9 protein-coding genes are annotated in these 20,331 nt (G+C 39.5%); 3 read left to right on the forward strand and 6 right to left on the reverse strand.

Going from position 1 to position 20,331, the window contains the following annotated elements; translation table 11 throughout:
* Nucleotides 1-38 precede the first annotated feature (38 nt).
* From H6G76_RS13535 to H6G76_RS13550, 4 genes are all read right to left on the reverse strand, one after another.
* Nucleotides 39-830 (reverse strand): peptidylprolyl isomerase, encoded by a 792-nt coding sequence (locus tag H6G76_RS13535; RefSeq protein WP_190701027.1) that lies wholly within the window; start codon nt 828-830, stop codon nt 39-41.
* A 294-nt stretch (nt 831-1,124) separates the two neighbouring features.
* Complete coding sequence (locus H6G76_RS13540; RefSeq protein ID WP_190701030.1) at nt 1,125-2,684, reverse strand: HlyD family efflux transporter periplasmic adaptor subunit; 1,560 nt, start codon at nt 2,682-2,684, stop codon at nt 1,125-1,127.
* 83 nt (nt 2,685-2,767) lie between these two features.
* Entirely contained in the window at nt 2,768-5,824 is a 3,057-nt protein-coding gene (locus H6G76_RS13545) for a peptidase domain-containing ABC transporter (protein ID WP_190701033.1), read from the reverse strand.
* Between the two features lie 21 nt (nt 5,825-5,845).
* Nucleotides 5,846-6,448 (reverse strand): helix-turn-helix domain-containing protein, encoded by a 603-nt coding sequence (locus tag H6G76_RS13550; RefSeq protein WP_190701036.1) that lies wholly within the window; start codon nt 6,446-6,448, stop codon nt 5,846-5,848.
* Nucleotides 6,449-6,484: 36 nt separating this feature from the next.
* Between H6G76_RS13550 and H6G76_RS13555 the strand changes: the two genes are divergently transcribed.
* Complete coding sequence (locus H6G76_RS13555) at nt 6,485-6,658, forward strand: hypothetical protein (RefSeq protein WP_190701039.1); 174 nt, start codon at nt 6,485-6,487, stop codon at nt 6,656-6,658.
* A gap of 1,478 nt (nt 6,659-8,136) precedes the next feature.
* Here the strand turns inward: H6G76_RS13555 and cax are convergent.
* Nucleotides 8,137-9,228: a calcium/proton exchanger gene (cax, locus tag H6G76_RS13560; RefSeq protein WP_190701043.1), complete on the reverse strand. Its 1,092-nt coding sequence runs from the start codon at nt 9,226-9,228 to the stop codon at nt 8,137-8,139.
* A 572-nt stretch (nt 9,229-9,800) separates the two neighbouring features.
* Between cax and H6G76_RS13565 the strand changes: the two genes are divergently transcribed.
* A complete protein-coding gene (locus H6G76_RS13565) occupies nt 9,801-12,518 on the forward strand; it encodes a DUF3536 domain-containing protein (protein ID WP_190701046.1) in 2,718 nt (905 codons plus the stop codon).
* 164 nt (nt 12,519-12,682) lie between these two features.
* Entirely contained in the window at nt 12,683-14,107 is a 1,425-nt protein-coding gene (locus H6G76_RS13570) for a hypothetical protein (RefSeq protein ID WP_190701049.1), read from the forward strand.
* Nucleotides 14,108-14,339: 232 nt separating this feature from the next.
* On the opposite strand, the gene H6G76_RS13575 is transcribed toward H6G76_RS13570, so the two are convergent.
* Nucleotides 14,340-20,126 (reverse strand): ATP-binding sensor histidine kinase, encoded by a 5,787-nt coding sequence (locus tag H6G76_RS13575; RefSeq protein WP_190701052.1) that lies wholly within the window; start codon nt 20,124-20,126, stop codon nt 14,340-14,342.
* Between the last annotated feature and the right edge of the window lie 205 nt (nt 20,127-20,331).

Here is a 20,331-nt window from a genome sequence, read left to right on the forward strand (position 1 = left end):
ACGCCCGTACCTGTTCACAAGCTTAAGTCCTGTTGATTTCACGCTGCTTGTGATGATTGAGACTTGAGCTTTTCTGTTGAATGATTGCTATTTACATCAAGTTGCACCACAATTTCAAATTGTTCAAGTTGTTGTTTTAACCAAGCCGTAAATAAATCTCCTAAAATCGTACCGCGCAGTTGTTCATCTAATTGAGGTTTGATAATTTCTTCTACCGAAATTAAATGCGCTCCTTTGGCAGTAATTATAGGCTTGAGAAGTTGTGGCGGATTAGCAGCAAATACTGCTGCTGCGATTTCTGGATGGAAGTCATGACGGCGTTTAATACCTTGGTATCCTCCGGCGCGACGAATCTCCGGATTTTGGATATATTGACGGGCAATTTCTTGAAAATTAATTTCGCCTTCTTGCAAGGCATAAAACAGTTCTAAAGCTAATCCTTCATCATCTAAAATTACTTCATAAATGACTGCACTAGTATAGTTAATTTGGTTGTCATAAAAAAACGGCTCTACTTTTTCTCCAAATAGATGAGTTGCTAATTTATTTGAAATCAAATTAATTTGGGCTAATTCTTCAAAGTCATCAACCGACAGATAATATTTTTCTAGCCATGCCCAAGTATCTTCTGCTTTGAGAAGTTGGTTGGCTAAACGCAAGCTATCTGCTGCTTGTTGAAGTTCTTCTGGGTTAATTTTAATTCCAGCTTCTAAGGCTTTATCGGCAATAATTTTGTGAGTTGCGATCGCTTCCAACAAATTAGGAATTTGACACGTAATTTTGATGTGATGCAAGATATCTTCGTTGGAAAATGTTAATATTTTAGCCACAGTGACATTCCTCTGATTAATTCCTACAAAGTGAATTTTTTATACTCTTTTTTTGTAAATACACCCTTAATGATTGCGTCCTAACTTACAGCAGGAAACAGAAAATAGGGAACAATTGTGAATGTCTCTTAGTATATAGATTTGTTATTAAATTTTTTACATCATTCACTCGCAATCTGCTGTAATTATTTTGCCATGTTAATTAATCTGTATTTATTGGCAAAAACAAATATTTATGACTACAATAATTATTGCAGATTTTCAATAAAATGCAATTAAATAATTATAAACAAATTACAGTTCTAAACCACCTTTCTGCAACTTCTTAAATGGGTCTAAAACAAAATCAATAACTCGACGTTGACGAACAATTACTTCTGCTGTTGCTGTCTGTCCTGGTAATAAGTCAATACGTTTATTTCCTGATTCTATATATGGATGATTTAGAGTAATTTCTAACTCATAAATCTCTATTTTTCCTTGGTTAGTTTCCTGAATTTTGGAATCAGGTGAAATCCAGTTAACATGACCTTTCACAACTCCATAATCTTGGAATGGATAAGCATCAAACTTGATTTTTACGGGCATTCCTTTCTTTAAAAAACCGCTTTCTTGACTGGGCATCTGTGCTTTGAGTACGTAGGCAGTATTCTTCGGTGCAATTTGAGCAATCATTTGACCTGGCTGCACCACTGACCCAGGTTTAGAGATAGGTAATGTAAAAACAGTGCCATCAACAGGCGATCGCAATATTCTTTGACCTAACTGAAGCTTTAGGGATATTATCTGACTGCGACTTTGCATGATTTCCGAGCGCAGTACAGCAATTTGTGTTTGTAAATCTTTGAGTTGTTCCTGAGATTTGAGAATAGTTAATTTTCCAGCTTGCTGTAAACTCTTATAACTATTTTGTACCTCTTGTAGTCGGAGTTTTGCTTGTTGAATCTCAGACTCAAGCTGAGTAATTGTGGTTTGATAGCGGTTTTGTTCTTCAGCTAAACGCAATTTTGCTTGTTTAATATCAGATGTGGCTTGTTCATAAAGTCGTTTGCTTTCTTGTTGTTCTTTTTTGAGTTGATCAACTTGGTTTTCAGAAACCGCACCAGCTTTAACAATTTGGTTAAAGCGTTCGACTTGTCGGGAATCTATAGTTAAACGACTTTGAGCCGAATTTTGATCATTTTGAGCGCTATTAATCTGCTGCTGGGCCTGATTGACTAATGCCTGTTTTTCTAATTTTTGTAAATTATAAGTACTCTGTTTTGCATCAAGATTTTGCTGTGCTTGGTTAAGTTGGGCAAGCTTTTCTAACTCTTGGGATTGGTTTTGTTGCTCTTGAACACGAATTGAAAGTTCTAATTGGTTTTTGAGTAAATTCAGTTGCATGAGGCGATTTTGTTGCCCTTCTAACTTCGCTTGCACCTGTTGGAGTTCTGTTTTCAAAACACCAGTTTCCAGTTCAACTAAAACCTGACCTGCTGCTACAGTTTGGCCTTCTTTGACTTTCACCGCAGTCACATTACCACTAACTGCACTGTCTATTCTTTGGGCTGCCCCTTTGGGTTCTATACGCCCTCTTGCATTTCCAGTTTCATCAACTTTAGAAAGCATAGTCCAAGGTAAAACGAGTACCGCAAAGCCGATCAAAAAATACAGTAAAGAGTGCGCCCAACGCTTCGGTAAAGCATCTAATAGTTCTTCTGTACTGTGCGACCAATCATTAGTATCATTTGCTGTTTCTAGATTTTTAACCTCTATAGTACCTTTTACAGCTTCAGGTTGATAGTAGTTTTTAAGTGCATCTTCATCAGATGTAGTTAAGGCTGTTGAAGAATTCCAAGAAGGATCAGGCATAGCTTTTTACCCGTATTGAGGAGAGAGGGAAGGGCGACTAGGAAGTAGCAAAAAAACTGGCTTTTGGCTCTTGGCAAAGCTATTTAAGACTGAACTTGTGCCAATTGTTGCTGATTGAGGTAGAAGTAATGACCTTTTTTAGCAATTAATTGATCGTGAGTACCGCTTTCAACCAATACACCACGATCCAAAACCAAAATTAGATCAGCATTACGTACAGTAGAGAGTCGGTGAGCAATAATCAGGCTGGTACGCCCTTTAAGTATGGTTTTGAGGTTTTGCTGAATAATACGTTCAGATTCCGAGTCTAGGTGACTGGTAGCTTCATCTAAAAGTAATAAACGAGGATTACCCAACAAAGCACGAGCTATAGCTAATCTTTGGCGTTGTCCACCAGATAACATCCCGCCACCTTCACCGATTTCAGTTTCGTAACCCTTTGGTAATTGTTTGATAAATTCGTCTGCTCCTGCCAATTCTGCCACTTCCATAATTTCGGCTAAAGTGGCTTCTGGGTGAGCAATGCTGATATTTTCCCGAATCGTACCGCCAAACAAAAAAGTATCTTGATCCACCACACCAATTTGGCTACGGAGCGATCGCAGCGAAATACTAGTAACATCTTGACCATCAATTAAGACTTTGCCATCTGTTGCTGGGTATAAACCTAATACTAATTTAGAGAGGGTGGTTTTACCGGAACCACTACGTCCAACAACGGCCACTGTTTGCTCAGGCTTAATTTCAAAGCTGAGATTTTCGAGGACATTAATATCGCTTTCAGGATGATAGCGAAAAGTAACTTGCTCAAAGCGAATATGACCGCGTAACCTTGGCAATGATTGTCGGGGTTGATGTTCCAAATCTTCTTCTGGTTCGGCTTCTAAAACATCATTAATTCGTTCTATAGAAACTATTACTTCCTGTAATTGATTCCACAATACTATTAGTCGCTGGAAAGGATTAATGATGTTACCTAACAACATATTGAAAGCGACTAATTGCCCAATTGTCAGTTGATTTTGAATCACCAACGACGCACCAAACCACAGCAACCCTGTAGTTATCAAAGTTTGGATAGTAGAGCTAAAAACTTGTAGTTGGTTACTAATTACCTCAGCTTTAAAAGTTTTTTTAATCAAATTATTTAAGAGTTCTTCCCAACGCCAGCGTACTGTCTGTTCAATGGCCATTGAACGAATTGAGCTAATCCCTGTCAGACTCTGAATCAAATAACTATTTTCTTGGGCTAAGGCATTAAATACTTCTTGGGAAATTCGGCGTAAAAAAGGCGTTGCAATCAGTGCTAGTAACAAGTATGGTGGCACAATTGTTAAGGATAGCAGTGCCATTTGCCAACTGTACCAAAACATCAATCCTACATAAACAAATACTGTCAGCAAATCCAAGCCAATAGACAGTGATTCTCCCGTAAGGAAGCGTTGAATTTTTTGATTTTCTTGGACACGGGAAATAATATCGCCAACATAACGCGATTCAAAGTAAGACAAGGGCAAGCGGAAGGTGTGTTTAATAAAACCCACCATCAGTGATACCCCAATGCGATTGGCAGTATGATCCAATAAATATTGCCTTAGCCCGTTTACAGCAACGCTGAACAAGCCAAAAATTAGCAATCCGAAACCAACGGTATTCAAAGTCAGAGTACTACCCTGGACAATCACTCTATCTAAAAGTAATTGTGTGAATAGCGGCGTTACTAGCCCCAATATCTGAATCACCACAGAAGCTATAAATACTTCTAGCAGTACTGTAGTGTGCGGTTTGACTAAATCAAAAAATTGCCAAAATCCTGAACTTGCTTCTTCGGCTTCTTTTAAGAGGCTGGTAGGTTGTAACAATAAAGCATAACCAGTCCAGCCTGCTTTAAATTCTGCAATCTTCAGGTTGCGTTGCCCAATGGCGGGATCGCCGACAATCACTTGTTTTTTATTAATTTCGTAGACTACGACGTAATGTTTGCCTTCCCAGTGAGCGATCGCTGGCAATGGTTGTTGTGCTAATTTATCAAGACTTGCTTTCACCGGACGAGTAGTAAAACCAACGCTTTCTGCGGCTAGTGTTAAACCTCGTAGTGACGAGCCATCGCGGTTAACGTTAGCTAACTCCCGCAAGCGGTTGACACTCAATCGCTTACCCCAATAGCGACTAATCATCACCAAACAAGCAGCCCCACAGTCAGAAGCACTTTGTTGTTGGTAAAAAGGGTAGCGTTTGCTGATGTGTCCCCACCAATGCCCTAATCTGACTTTCGGGCTGGGAAAGTAAGCACGTCGTTTTTTTTGTGGTTGTGGTAGCTGAATTTGAGAAGGAAAGGAAATAATGTTGCTGTTGGTTTTGGTAACTACTACTACAGGTTTTTCTGCTATGGGGGCTTGAGTTGCTTGTGAATCAACCAATTCTGCCAACTGTCCCCAATGTAGCAGTGCTTTTTGCCAATCACTATGCTTGAGACTGTAAGCGATGGTGGGTTGTGACACCTGCCAATTGCCCGGTTTCATAGCAGAGATGTCACCAGGGGTTAGTTTGCTACCATCAGAATGCTGTAATTCTCCTTGACGCACTATCCATAGCCGACTTTCTGCGGCTAGTTGGGGTGGTAGGGAACCAATGTCTAGATGCTGTCGTGAGAAATAAGCCAAAGCTTTGAGCATATCTTCAACAGATGTATTGCCTTTGCCGATTGAGTTCTGACGACACAACATGAGTAAATCCCAAAGTTCTGCACGGGCGAAAAGGCGATCGCGAATGCTGGGATATTTGCCCATCAAAGTTTGCAACGTTTCTTGTGAGAGATAACTCAGCTTTAAGTTCAGAGAAGATCTGGCTGAGTATGGTTGCAAATTTGCTTCGGGAAACAACGTTAGTTCACCAAATGACGCACCTGGCGAGAGGGTAGTAATTAAGTTCTGCTCACTATCCAACAATCGGACTTTACCCGCTAACACTAAATAAATTCCCGCTTTTGCTGCTGTTGCTTGCCAAAACAGTTGTGCTGTCGGCGGTTCCACAATTTCCATCGCCCCCAAGCAACTTTGCAGTTCTCTATCTTCTAGCTTTTCACCCAAGACAACGCTTAACTGTTCACCAAGCTGTGCTTGTGAAAATACTGATGGCATTTCCTTATCTCCAAGACTGAATTAGTGATTGGTCTGTGCCAAATTGAATGACCAAAGGAAATTAGACTGGCCATTGTTAGATTGCAAGTCACAAATTCTAATGCCAGCATCCTTTAAAGATTCAGTTGCTTGTTGTTTTGTGGATTTTTGTTTAGTAGATAGCCCCATTTGTTTGAGTAGCCGATTAATATGGCGATCGCTAATTTCAATTCCCAATTCCTGAGCCAAATGTTTGCTCAACCATTGAGATGTCCAGCTACTAAATGCATAACCATAATCACGTGGACTACGGCTCACCAATTCTTTTAACCTTTCAAGATATTGATGATTCACAGTCTTGGGTCTACCAATAGGCCGCTCATTCCATTTGTGCGCTAGACCAGCCTCTGCTACCGCAATCCAGTATCGTGCCATCTCTTGAGAACAACTTAATATTTTGCAAATATGAGATTGGGGTATACCCTTATCTGCCAGCAACATAATTTCAATACGACGACGATATTCTGGCTGTAACTCTGCTTGCAAATTCTTGAGTAAAACCTTTCGTTGAAAAGGTGTCAAAAACTTGCTTTCATGCGTAGAAGCATTATCAAAACTCTCGTCTTGGCTGGAATAGTACGACATAATAACTTTTGCCTTGCGGGTGTTCCAAAAAATCAAATGCCCAGCCCTTCAGGTTCAGCAATTGCACGCCACTTGCTAGAACGGGGGGAACCCCCGCAACTGGCTCCTCAACTCAGGACAACCGACGACACTGGCTTCAACGTGGGTAACCAGCGCAGCACTCCGTCTCCCCAATGCACTGCTTCACCGGATCAGGGATATTGTAGGTAAATAAATAGACGTTTGAGCGTTTTCACCCCAAAGGGCGCGCTTTGACGGATGATTGCTTTTATTCGGAGCAAGTACCCATACTAAAGCTTGCGCTCACCAAATGCCTCATCACCAGAACTAAATCATCTTTAAAAATTTCCTCTAGCCTTAGATGAATTTGGGTATCTAGTAGTGGGATAGATTGAGCAATTGCTGACTACTGAAGTTATCACCAGCAACTTATCAGCCTATCTTGAGGCAAAGCCAACGCTCATTATTTTGAAATATTTGCAGATTTAGAAACTATGAGTAAGTTTGGAGTATGAGCAATTTTTCCTCTTTTTAATACAAATGCGCTTTTAAATTGAGTCTAAATTCCCTGATGCTAAGTAGTTTTGTGTCTTAAAAGATTTTATGGATCTGAGAGGTCGTTTTAAAAGTATCGGAAGATGTATTTTTGCTGTTATAAATTTCGATGCTTTGCTGTGTTTTCATAGCAAATGACCTTTTAAAACATCCTCTAAACCAAACTATAGTGACTAATGGTGCTTATTTAGCATTCTTTATGGTTAGCTTACTTTATCATCTTTTCACTGATTTTTACCTCCTTAATCCCAACTCCGGCTGATTGAACTTAAGGCTTAATATCGTGGCGATATATACATATTGTTGCAGCACATGAAAGTAACTTAATAATATTTTAATAAACAGTATATTTGATTACTTTTTTGAACTGCTGCTCTGATTATAGAGTTTTTGATAAGTAATGCATCATCTGTGCAACAAATATGGTTAAAAAATATGTATTAAATTTTTATAAAAAATACGGTTATGTTTGTATCAACTTATAATTATTTTTGCCAAAATTCTTGAGTTATTTTCAATCAATCCTAACCTTTATTTTATTTGCTTAAACAGGGTAAATTAAACAGTGGTGTTAACCATTTTGGGACAGATGACAAGTATAATTGCTTATCTGTCCGGTTTAATTTATACAATACGCGCTTAAACGAGTATAAGTAATTCTGATAGTAGCAGATTTAAAGGTTAAGACATCAAATTCAGCTATATTTTAACACTGCTTACCCGTTCTACCTTAGGTCTGGAATATATCAAAACCTATCTGAAGAAAATATTTTTGCCTATTCACATATAAAGTTTTTAAATACTACTTTCGAGAGATATATTTTAAATATCTAACAAATATCTCCTTAGATAGATGCTCAATAGTTTATATGAATTTAGTAATACATTTAGTAAGATATACAACTCGCAAGAGTAAACATGACGGGAGAAGCCCAGAGCTTATTCATGAAGTCGATTAATTTTAAACAGCAATGTTTAAGGACAGGAATAGTAAATACTACTAACTAAAATCGAATTAAACAGTAAAAGATATAGATTTCAATAATCAACCTAAGTTTATTCAAGGCACTCTTATATTAATGATTAGCCCTCAGATCCCCAATATCTTCAAAAATCGGGGATCTGATTTTTCACTACCCAACGGTGTTCGTAACTGGATAGAAGTAAAAAGCCAAACCCAAAACTGTGTAAGCAGCTAGTAACAGTGTACCTTCTAACCAATTAGACTTGCCATCCGAACTAATGCTATTAGCAATCAAAACAGCTACAGCTACAGCCACTAATTCAAACGGATTAAAATCTAAATCCATTGGCTGACCCCATATCCAGCCAGCAATTACCAGCACGGGTGCAACAAATAAGGCAATTTGCATACTAGAACCCACAGCCACAGATACAGAAAGATCCATCTTATCTTTCATGGCTACCGTCACTGCTGTGGCGTGTTCTGCGGCGTTACCAACAATAGGAACTAAAATTACACCTGTAAATAGTGCTGTCAAACCTAGTTGAGATGTAGCTACTTCTAAAGAATCAACTAGCATTTCTGACTCTAGTGCTACCAGGAGAGTACATACTAGTAAAACTCCACTCCATAACCAAAGATTTGGCTTTTTGTGAGCAATTTCCTCTCCTTCTACCTCTGCAACGCCTACATCATAAAGATATGTGTGCGTTTTCATCGAAAACAACAAGGTTAAAGCGTAGACCAAAATTAACACTACTGCCACAGCCAGCGAAAGATGTTGTAAAGTTTCTTCCCCAATGCCTTGGGATGTATAGTTCATAGCTGTTGGCAGCAAAATGGCAATTACCGCCAAATTCATCGAAGAGGCATTAACTCGCGCTACAATAGGTTGAAATGTCTGTTCTTTATAACGAATTCCCCCCAGAAACATCGAAAGACCCATTACCAATAACAAGTTGCTGATAATCGAGCCGGTGACACTAGCTTTCACTACATCTACCAGCCCTGCTTTCAAAGCAACTAAAGCAATAATCAATTCTGTGGCATTGCCAAAGGTGGCGTTTAGAAGACCTCCTAAGGTCGGGCCAACTACCACTGCAATTTCTTCAGTAGCCGTCCCCATCCAAGCCGCTAAAGGCAGAATGGCTAAACCTGCTGTGGCAAATACTATCAAGTCTCCCCATTCGAGAAAGTGAGCTGCTAAAGAAACTGGAATAAACAGCAACAACACGAAAAAAATAATGTTTTTACCTGACATTTGGTTACTTTAAGTTGAATGTATCCGACAAAAACGTTGAGTGAGGAATGGGAAAGATAAAGGAGTCAAGGAACTTAGGGGAGCAAACCAAGAATTATTCTTCCGCATCCGCTTTATCTCCCTCATCCCCCTGAGTACTCATAACTCAACACTCCAATAGGATACTCTCAACAGTCTGATAACCCATTGAGAAAATCTACTGTGATCAGTTTGAGGTTAAAAAGTTAATATGTTAACTAATATTGCGTTTTACACAGTTTTCGCAAACTTTCGTAGCAAAAGTATCCATTTTGTTTTGAGTTAATACACCAAAAATCGAGTTTAATGTATTAAAAGACAATTAAATTTTTGTTGGGACTACTAACGAAAAAACTAAACTTAGTACTACCTGAGAAACATCTGTGCGATCGCCCAGAGTTAATACTTTAGTCAGAATGCTTTCTCAGAAATTAAACTGTATCGTAGACCATAGTTTTACTCTATACCGGATTTAGTATTCAAGCCTGTGTAGATAAGGTTTGAATACAACGCCTTATGCGTCAATGCAAGTTTTTTGTTTTGGATAAATATACATGACTTCTGCTGCTGAACGGCCAGCTAGCTCTGGCTCAACATTTTCACGTAATCCCATCATCAAAGACACTCACCAACCCGATCCCCTGAGTACGGCTAATGGTGTGTATGTCACGATGCATGGACATTTTTACCAACCACCACGCGAAAACCCTTATCTGGACGCAATTGAGCGTCAGTCAGGTGCGGCTCCTTTCCATGATTGGAATGAGCGAATTCATTTTGAATGCTATCGCCCTAACGCCTTTGCCAGGATATTGAACGACAAAGGCGAAGTCGTGGGGATCGTCAATAATTACGAGTATCTCAGCTTTAACATCGGCCCTACTTTGATGTCGTGGCTAGAACGCTACGATGTAGAGGTTTATCAACGGATTTTAGAAGCAGATGCGAAAAGCGCACAACGTCTGCAAGGCCACGGTAATGCGATCGCGCAAGTATATAATCACATCATCATGCCTCTGGCTAACGAACGCGATAAATACACTCAAATTCGCTGGGGCAAAGAAGACTTCAAATCCCGCTTTGGCCGCGATCCCGAAGGAATGTGGTTAGCAGAAACAGGTGTAGACTACGCAACCATAGAAGCTTTAATTGCCGAAGGTATTCGTTTCATTATCTTGGCACCATCGCAAGCACAACGTTGCCGTCCATTACCAAATAAAAATGATCCCCAGCCAGAATGGTACGAAGTTGGTGGTAGTCAGATTGATCCCACTCGTCCCTATCGCTGCTATTTAAAGCCAACTCTGAATACTGCGGCTTCCCCTCTGAGCAGCGTCTCCGTCAAAGATGGTAATGACGCTGTAGAAGGACTACCTTATATTGATATCTTCTTCTACGATGGCCCAATATCACGGGATATGGGTTTTACAGATGTTACTTATAGTGCCAATCATTTGGCTGGACGTATTGGTTCAGCTGTGCGTGGGGATCATCGTCCAGCCCAATTGATTTCTGTAGCTACCGATGGCGAAACTTTCGGACATCATAAAAAAGGCACTGAAAAAACTTTAGCCTACGCCTTTACAGAAGAATTTCCCCGCCACGATTGGATAGTGACAAACTATGCACATTACCTCAGTATCAATCCTCCGACTTGGGAAGTAGAACTCAAGCCAATCACCGCTTGGAGTTGCGCCCACGGTGTAGATAGATGGCAAGATGACTGTGGTTGTGGTGGTGAAGGCGGCGTTTGGCATCAAAAATGGCGGCGGCCTTTACGCAATGCTTTAAACTGGCTGCGGGATCAGTTAGTTGAAGTGTATGAGGAATATGGGCCGCAATTTTTCCAAGATCCCTGGCGGGCTAGAGATGAGTATATCAAAGTAGTCCGCGATCGCTCTCCTGCTAATGTCAGCCGTTTCTTATCTCGTCATCAAAGCCACAAACTCACCGCCGCCGAACAAGTAGACGCTTTGCGCCTGTTAGAAATGCAGCGTCACGGCTTATTAATGTTCACCAGTTGCGGCTGGTTTTTTGAAGAACTGTCTCGTCCAGAAGGAACCCAGATTCTACGTTACGCCGCCCGTGCTTTAGAATTGGCGGGAGATGTTGCAGGGGTGCAATTAGAAAAAGGTTTTATCAAACGCCTGGGTTTAGCACCCAGCAATGTCGAACAATTCAAACATGGCGGAGAAATTTATCGCCAGTTGGTAACAACAGCGCAAGTCAGTTTTAAACAAGTTGCAGCCCATTATGCGATTACTTCGCTGTTTAATCATCACAAACCGCCAGAAACTTGCAATTTACCTGGGCAAGAAACTACTAGTAAACTGCATAATCCTTGCCAGAAGAGAATTTACTGCTACACCGTCAATGAACTAGATTACCAGTTGCAACGCATGGGATCGCTGACATTGGTAGTAGGACAATTAAAGTTAGTCTCTGAAATTACTTGGGAAAGCGAACATTTAGTATTTGCAGTGTTGCATCTAGGTGGTTGGGATTTCCATTGCTGCATTCAACAGTTTGCTGGGCGGCGGGAATATAGCCAATGTAAAGAAAAGCTGCTTGGCACATTGCAACAAGCAAGTGCGGCGCAAACTATCTTGGTGATGACGCAGCTATTTGGCAAAAATACCTTTAGCTTGCAGAATTTGTTTGCAGAAGAACGCCACCGGATTATGCGGCTACTAAGTCAAGAAACCTTGACACGCTTGGATCAACTATATACGCAAACCTACCGGGAAAACTATGGCGTACTCATGGCGTTCCATCGAGATGAATTAGCAGCACCGCAAGAATTGCAAGTAGCAGCCGAGATTGCTTTAGGATATCGCTGTATGACAACATTGCGATCGCTAGAGCAAGATATTATCGAACCGCAGTTATGCTGGAATCACATTGTAGAATTAGAAGCGATCGCCACAGAAGCTAAACATCTGCGTTGTCGGTTGAATGTGCCTGAAGGTAAGCAAATGTTAGAGCAAATAATCTTGCGATCGCTCTGGCAATTATTACACGATAGCAATGGTAATTTTGCTCAAGATATTCAACTGTTAGAAAGATTAATTGATGCCGGATATGAGTTGAATTTGGGTATTTCTTTGTATCGTTCTCAAGAACTATATTTCAACTGTTTGAACAGTAAGATAGTGCCTGATTGTATGACCAGCCTTATTAACAAAGAAGATACTAATCAATGTCGGCAGTTGTTAAAGTTGGGGCAGAAATTAGCTGTTGATGTGAGTGCAATTTTGAGTAAGTTAGATTAGATGTTTTAGATAAATTTATGAAGGCACTTTTGTCGGTTAGGCGGCGAGGGTGTCTTTTTTTCGCGCAGAGGCGCAGAGACGCAGAGAGGAGTGTAAATGCTGATTGGTAATTGGGAATACTGAGTTAAGCGCGTGCTTATTAGTTGAACAACTAGGAGAAAATTGTGAGTTTACCAGTTACCGTAACCTTTATGCTTGCTGATTGGATTATTAAAGGTTTAGCAGACGGAACTTTGGAAAGGGTTGGAGGTGTAATTCGGGAAGTAGGTACAAAACAGGTTGTCACTTGGTTAAGGGAAATAGCTGGACAAACTACTCAAGTTAATACTTTAAAAGATATAGCTGGACAGTCTGTTCAAGGTAATACTTCTAATAATTTACTTAACCTGATTTTTTCAGGGGCAAATCTTATAACCTCAGGAACCAATACAGTTGTTACAAAACAGGGATTAGCTAATGTTAACCAAATTTTGGGTGGAGTTGTCCAAGCCAGTTTAGGAAATATTGCCCTTTCAGGTGTAAATTTAGTTGCAACAGTTGCTAATGCGGCTATTACAAGGAAAGGCTTTGCTGATGTCAATCAACGCTTAGACAGTGTTGAAAATCATTTAGGAGGAATAGAGCAAACCCTAGAAATAGCTCAGGGAATTTTGCAGGTAACTACTGCTGCTAGCATACTTAATCTTGGTGTTTCAGTGATGGGCTTTGTTGTAATCGCACAACGCCTAAAAGAAATAGAACAGCGTTTGCAACAAACACAAGAATTGTTAAACAAAATTAACCGTAAAATTGATATAAGTTTTTATGCTAATTTTCGTGCTGCCATTGAACTAGCAATCAATGCTTTTACAATGACAAAAACTGAAAATCGTAGAAGTAGTGCCTTACAAGCTATTAATCGATTTTTAGAAGCAGAACATATTTATACTGAATTTATAGATATTGAAATAGATAAAAAAAGTCAAATTGCTGAGGAGTATATTTTGACTTTAACACTGGCTTACCTATCTGAAGCTCGCTGCTATCTAGAATTAGAAGAACACGACACAGCAATTCGTCGCTTTCAAGAAGGAACAAAAGTTATTCGTACTCGGATTCAAAAATATGTTGACATCATGCTGACTTCAAACCCAGCAGCATATTTACAACCTCAATTTCAAGGTCAAATTGATTTACAGAGACTTACTCAAATTTACCAATGGATTGACCCAACATTGAATGAAAATAAAGTCTTTGAAATGCAACGTGATAATTTATTTAAGTGGAATCAAGACCCAAATAAATGGGTAGAAACATTGCCAGCTTTAATTTGGGAGCCTAATTTAGATTGGGCTGGTAAAGCATTTTGGGATGATCCTAAACCAACTATTTATGCACGTCTTCCCAAAACTTTTGAAAAGATAGAATCAATGATTGAAACCAGCCGTAGATTTGAAGCGTATCAAACAGAAGTACAAGCAATATCTCAATTAGGGATTAGCTTCCACGAATGGCTGAAACTAACACCTTCAACAGAAGTAAAACCTGAAAGTGCAGAATTCATGTATATCATTCCATCTACACCTTTAGAACTCAAACCGTCCTGTTAAAATCTTTCTCTCCTTCGCGTCCTTCGCGCCCTTTGCGGTTCGTTAAAAAATTACAAGCTCCCCGACTTATTAAAGAAGTCGGGGATCTGGGGAAAAGATTAAAGGGTAAGAGTTAAAGGTTTTTTCTTCGCCTTTCCCCTTTAACCGAACCGTATTGCTTCATAGCCTTTAAACCCCATAATGACTAATTGGTTCAAAAGCGCACTGTTGTGAGCCTTTACGAACAATCTCTCTATATGGGAAGAGAAATTATAAACTCTGTCCCTTCGCCCAGAACAGAATTAAATGTGATTTTACCACCGTGTTTTTCTTCGACAATTTGACGGGCGATCGCCAATCCTAATCCCGTACCTTTACCGACTCCCTTGGTAGTAAATAAATGGTCAAATATTTTTTCTTGGACTTCTGCACTCATGCCTTTGCCGTTATCAGCAATTGATATTTTTACGTATTGATGCTCTATGATTGATGTTGTGATTATGATGCAGTTAGGATAAGCTTTAATCTCTGCAAAACTCTTACCAATATTTGCTTCTTCTAACGCATCAATAGCATTGGCAAGAATATTCATAAACACCTGATTTAATTGCCCAGGAAAACAATTGACTAAAGGTAAATCACCATAGTTAGTAATTACTTCAATTGCTGGGTGTTGTTCGTTGGCTTTGAGGCGATGCTTGAGAATTAAAATTGTACTATCAATTCCTTCATGGAGATTAAATTGTACTTTGTAATCTTTGTCAGCGCGAGAAAATGTCCGCAAGCTAGTGCTAATATTTTTCAACCTGTCGCACGCCATGACCATTGCATCGATTGTTTTAGGTAAGTCTGCCAAAAGATACTCTAAGTCAATTTCCTCCGCATGGTCTTGAATTTCATCACCAGGATTTTCAAGAACTGCTTGATAGAGTTTGAGATGTTCACTCAGGTCAGCTAAATTGGGTTTAGTTTGTTTGAGAGTAGCAGCAATAAAACCAAGAGGATTATTCATTTCATGGGCAACGCCAGCGACTAAATTACCCAAAGCTGACATTTTTTCACTTTGGATAATTTGTAACTGGGCTTGTTGTAGTTCTTGTTCTGCTCGTTTGCGTTCGCTAATATCTAACAATAAGCCGTCCCACAAAATTGTGCCATCAACAAGTTTTTGAATGCGCGCTTCGCCATGAATCCATTTAACAATTCCCGAAGGTGTAACAATTCGACCTGTCCATTGCCAAGGAGTCAAAGTTTGCATTGAGTGGGCAATCGACTGCTGGCTATCTGCTGCATCTTCTGGATGCACTAAATCAAGAATAGTCTGCACATTGGCGATCGCTTGCTCGGCTGTAACTTCGTATAATTTATAACAATCTGCACTGATATACGATAGAGATATTTCACCATCAGCAGACACAGTAAATTGATAAACAACCCCAGGAACATTATCTACCAAGTTATGAAAGCGAGAATTACTGGTACTCAATTCGACAAAAGATTGCTCTAACTTTTGGGCATATTCCTGAGCAGATTCATAAAGTCGGGCATTTTCTAAAGAAATGGCAGCTTGAGCGCAAATTAAATTCAGTATTTCGATGCGATCGCTTGTGAATGCCCCTGTGATTAAACTATTTTCTAAATATAAAATCCCCAACAACTTACCTTGATGCAAAATCGGGCTGCACAAAATACTTTGAGGCTGTTGATGGATAATGTATGGGTCGTTGGCTAAGGTGGTATCTGCGGTTGCATCTAATAAAACAACAGTCTGTTGACTGTGCTTGACTTTGTAAATGAGCTTGTGGGGAATTTCTTGACTCTCTTCAACAGGAATTCTTTGCAATAGCACTGGGTTTGTTCCCTGGGTAATTGAGCCTTTAATTAGCAAGCGCGAGTCTCGCAACAGCATTAAGACACATTTATCAGCCCCAGCATTTTCGATGACGATCAAAAGTAACGATGAAAGTAGTTTTTCTAGTTCGATTTCACCAGATATCGTCTGAGATACTTTGAGAATTGCTTTTAAATCTAGAGTCTCTGAGACACTGCTGCTAGAAGCCGAAGAACTGCTTTTTGTGACAGTCCCCAAGGCGAAGATAGTTTCGTTAGTTGAAATAACAGAACGGCTTTGCTGTAATATGGGGGCGAGTAATTGGGGATAGCATTTTTCTAAGTCAGTGACTTTGGCTTTTGCTCCCCAACGCGCATAACCATAATAAGCTTCAATCATGTACTCCCCGGCAATACGCTGTTTACCCCAATCTAGGTAGAACTTTGCTGCCAGTTCGTTAGCAAGTGCTTCTTCTTGGATATATTCGTTGGCTTTAGCTCCAGATATTGCCCGATCGTATAGTTCACTGGCTTCGACTTTGTTTCCTAAGACTCGACATTTTTCTGCTGCTACCAAATCGAACTTATGCTGATGATTCATCGGTGCATAATGCGCCCAGTGTTGCAACTGAGTTTGGTTTTTTGCCACCCTTTCTAATGCGGTTGATACTTCGCCTGATAGTTGAGTCAATTGTGCTAGAGCTATTAAAGAATCATAAAAATAAAATGCAGGTTCGGCAACTGTTCCTGCACCTGCCATGAAATAGTTTCTGCATTCAAGGGCATTATTATTAGCTGGCTCAATTTCTCCAAATAAAAAGCAAAGTGTCAACTTATATGAGTAAAAAATATATAGTCCACATATATCATTTGTAGACCGCAGCTGAGGGAGAAATTCTGTTTCTTGGAGAGCTACTCCAGATAAAATAGTAGGATGCTCTGCAAAACCTAGTAAATTTAAAATCACTTGCCGATAGATGAGACAGTAATTAGCTGTTCCCAATTGCTTCAGTTGTACTAAAGCATTGTAGTAAGTGTGTGTATCTTGCTCCAAGTTAGCAAGGGGTTGACCACCCCAAGAAGAAATCCAACAGAAATTGTGAACGGCATATCCAGCGTATTCTAGGTTTCCAACTTCTAGCCCAAGGGTATAACTCTCACTCAAAAGGGGTAACATTTCTTTGAGGTGAGATTTGCGGTGGAGGATATAACTTCCTAATAGGAAAAATACTTCCAGTTTAGTTGCTTTATCATCGAATTTTGCAGTCAAATTCAATGCCAACTGCCCAAATTCAGCAGCTAAATCTATATTCTGCATATTACAGAGAACCAAGCTATAGCAAGTATAGTTAGTAGCAGAAATAGATATATTACCGTGCTGCAAAAATAATTTGACTAACAAAGTAGCTAGTAATGGATACAAAAGAGATCCACAGGTGTAAGCGGCTGCCATGATGCTGCCGGCAATCTGGGTAATGGCGATTTTGTTGACATCCGTCATTACAGGTAGGTGGAGAAAATCTGCAATTTGGCGATCGCCAATTAGTTCGCTAATTTCTTGGATTGACTTTTGAATATCTGCGGGTGTAGGTGATGCGGTTATAGTTGCACCCAACTGTTGCAGAATCTGAATGCCGATCTCCAGCACTTCACTAAGTTGACGTTGGGAAGTCTTGGCTTGAATCCTAATGCGGTAAACATTGACCTGTTCTAGTAACGAATGTGCCTGTTCGGTAACAATATCAATCAACTGTTCCATCACCTGAAAGTCGCCATTTAGCATTGCCACTTCTGCCGCTAATTCATGCCAGGCGAGAGTCATTTCATACTTTTGTTGCCAAGCTTGTTCTCCCAACAAAGACAATCCCACTGCGGCATATTCCTGCGCCGCTTGATAGGCGGTAGCAGTTCTGGCTTTGCGACAGGCAATGAGGTTCAGTTGTGCTAGTTCATTTCTTTGTGTTTGTTCGTTAATTAAAGAAGTTCCATAATTTAATTGATTAACGATTTCAAAAATACCCTCAACTCTTGCTTCTGGCGAAATCTGTTGCAGCAGCAGTTGTCCGATGTGGTAATGAGTCGTCTGTTTTTGGTCATTGGGAATCAGAGAATAAGCCGCTTGCTGTACTCGGTCATGTAAAAATTTGTATGTAACAGTCTGTTGATTTTCTGATGTATGTGCTGGGGTTCCTTTGCCAACATAAAACTTATAAACATCACCGATTGGTAAAATCAATCCTTCCTGTAATGCTTTCCACAGACAAGCTGCTGTTTCGATTTGAGATTGTTGTGAAACAATTGCCAAAGTCGCTAAATCAAAAGAATTGCCAATACAAGCAGCTAACTGCAATACTTGTTGAGTTGATGGCGGTAGTTTTTGCAATTGAAAACTCATAAAAGCCACAACATCATCTGTAACAGCTTGCGCCGTCACTTCTGCTATGTCACATTGCCAACAACCTAACTCAAAGTCAAATTGAATCAGTCCATCTTGATGTAATGCTTTGAGAAACTGGGTAGCAAAGAATGGATTTCCCTGAGTTTTTTGATAGATTAATACAGAAAGTTTCCATACCAAATCTTCAGAAGCCTTGAGTGTTTCAGCAACTAATTTATTGACTTGTAATTGACTTATTGGTGCTAAAGTAATTGTATTCATCGTTGCTTGTGATTTAGCAATTTCACTCAAAGTCAACATTAATGGATGTCCAGGATTCACTTCGTTATCACGATATGCACCAATGATGAATAGATGACCTGTATCAGCCATTAATAGCTGCATTAATTTTAATGATGCTGAATCCGCCCATTGTAAATCATCTAAAAATATTACTAGGGGCTGTTCTGCACTGGTAAAGACTTGGGTGAATTTTTGAAATAATAAGTTAAAACGATTTTGGGCAGCAATTCCTGATAATTCTACTGCTGGTGGTTGCTTGCCAATAATTCTTTCTAGTTCGGGAATAACTTCAATAATTACTTGTGCATTTTCGCCAACAGCATCTAAAATTTTATTTTTCCATCGTTCTATTTGAAGATCATTTTCAGTTAATAATTGCTCCATTAAATCTCGGAAAGCTTGCACAAAGGCACTGAAGGGAATATTACGTTGTAATTGGTCATATTTGCCTTTGATAAAATAACCACGCTGGCGGACAATTGGTTTATGTACTTCGTTAACAACGGCGGTTTTCCCAATTCCAGAAAACCCAGCAATGAGCATCATTTCTGTGGCACTCTGACTGACTCTATCAAATGCGTCAAGGAGAGTTTTAACTTCGGCTTCTCTACCGTAGAGTTTATCAGGGATGATGAAGCGATCGCAAAGATCCCTACTAGCAATATCAAAACTTTGAATCTTACCAGTTTCTTTTAGCTGAATTAAACATTTTTCTAAATCAAATTTCAATCCTAATGCACTTTGATACCTATCTTCGGCATTTTTCGCCATCAATTTCCTGACGATTTTTGAGATAACTGAAGGGATATCTGGATTAATTTCATGTATTAATGGTGCTGTTTTAGCAATATGAGAATGTACCAATTCCATCGCATCATGAGACTGGAATGGTAACTCATCTGTAAGTAATTCATAGAATGTCACACCCAGGGAATAAAAATCTGTGCGATAATCAATTCCTCGATTCATTCTCCCGGTTTGTTCTGGAGATATATAAGCAAGTGTTCCTTCTAAAACGTTGGGGTTAACTAGGGTTTGGGTTTCTCTGGGTAATAATGATGCAATACTAAAGTCAATTAATTTAACTTGTTTAGTTTGGGGGTTGATTAATATATTGCTGGGTTTGATATCTTTATGAATAATGCGCTCATGATAGAGTAAATCTAAGATGTTACACAGAGCGATCGCTATCACTAAAAATTCTTCTAAAGATTGTTGGGTTTCTCTAGTTCTCCACTCTTTAAGAGAAATCCCCCCAAAGTCTTCCATAACTAGTGCATAACCATTTTGGCAAGGTTCTAGACTGTAGATTTGGACTATCAGGGGTGAGTTGAGATTTTTGGCAATTGTGTACTGGTTGCGAAACAACAAAAGTTCGTTAAAACTGGGATAAGGATTTTTTAGTAATTTAACGACTACTGGTTGTTGATCAACTTCTCGATAACCTCGATAAACTTGGGTTCGGGAACCATTATAAAGTTCTTCGCTGATGCGATATTCGGGAATATTCTCAAGAAAAGTACTAATCATACCCTAAATCTTTAAAATGTTTGGATTTAGTATTCCCAAATGATTAACTGAATTCTCTATGTAAACGTAAGAACTTATACCATGCTCTGTATTAATTACAGTGCAACATTTTTTTAATACAGTCCAATTACCTCCTGGAATACTAAAAGTCTTCTTTGAAATCTGTATCAATTAAAGGATATGCTCAAATTCCCTGAGAATAAGG

The organism is Nostoc sp. FACHB-152 (assembly GCF_014697475.1).
Lineage (GTDB): Bacteria > Cyanobacteriota > Cyanobacteriia > Cyanobacteriales > Nostocaceae > Nostoc_B.

What these genes read in the sequence shown, in the direction of transcription:
- H6G76_RS13540 (WP_190701030.1), bottom strand. Translation starts at nt 2,684, where the DNA reads ATGCCTGATCCTTCTTGGAATTCTTCAACAGCCTTAACTACATCTGAT.
- H6G76_RS13545 (WP_190701033.1), bottom strand. Translation starts at nt 5,824, where the DNA reads ATGCCATCAGTATTTTCACAAGCACAGCTTGGTGAACAGTTAAGCGTT.
- H6G76_RS13550 (WP_190701036.1), bottom strand. Translation starts at nt 6,448, where the DNA reads ATGTCGTACTATTCCAGCCAAGACGAGAGTTTTGATAATGCTTCTACG.
- H6G76_RS13555 (WP_190701039.1), top strand. Translation starts at nt 6,485, where the DNA reads ATGCCCAGCCCTTCAGGTTCAGCAATTGCACGCCACTTGCTAGAACGG.
- cax (WP_190701043.1), bottom strand. Translation starts at nt 9,228, where the DNA reads ATGTCAGGTAAAAACATTATTTTTTTCGTGTTGTTGCTGTTTATTCCA.
- H6G76_RS13565 (WP_190701046.1), top strand. Translation starts at nt 9,801, where the DNA reads ATGACTTCTGCTGCTGAACGGCCAGCTAGCTCTGGCTCAACATTTTCA.
- H6G76_RS13575 (WP_190701052.1), bottom strand. Translation starts at nt 20,126, where the DNA reads ATGATTAGTACTTTTCTTGAGAATATTCCCGAATATCGCATCAGCGAA.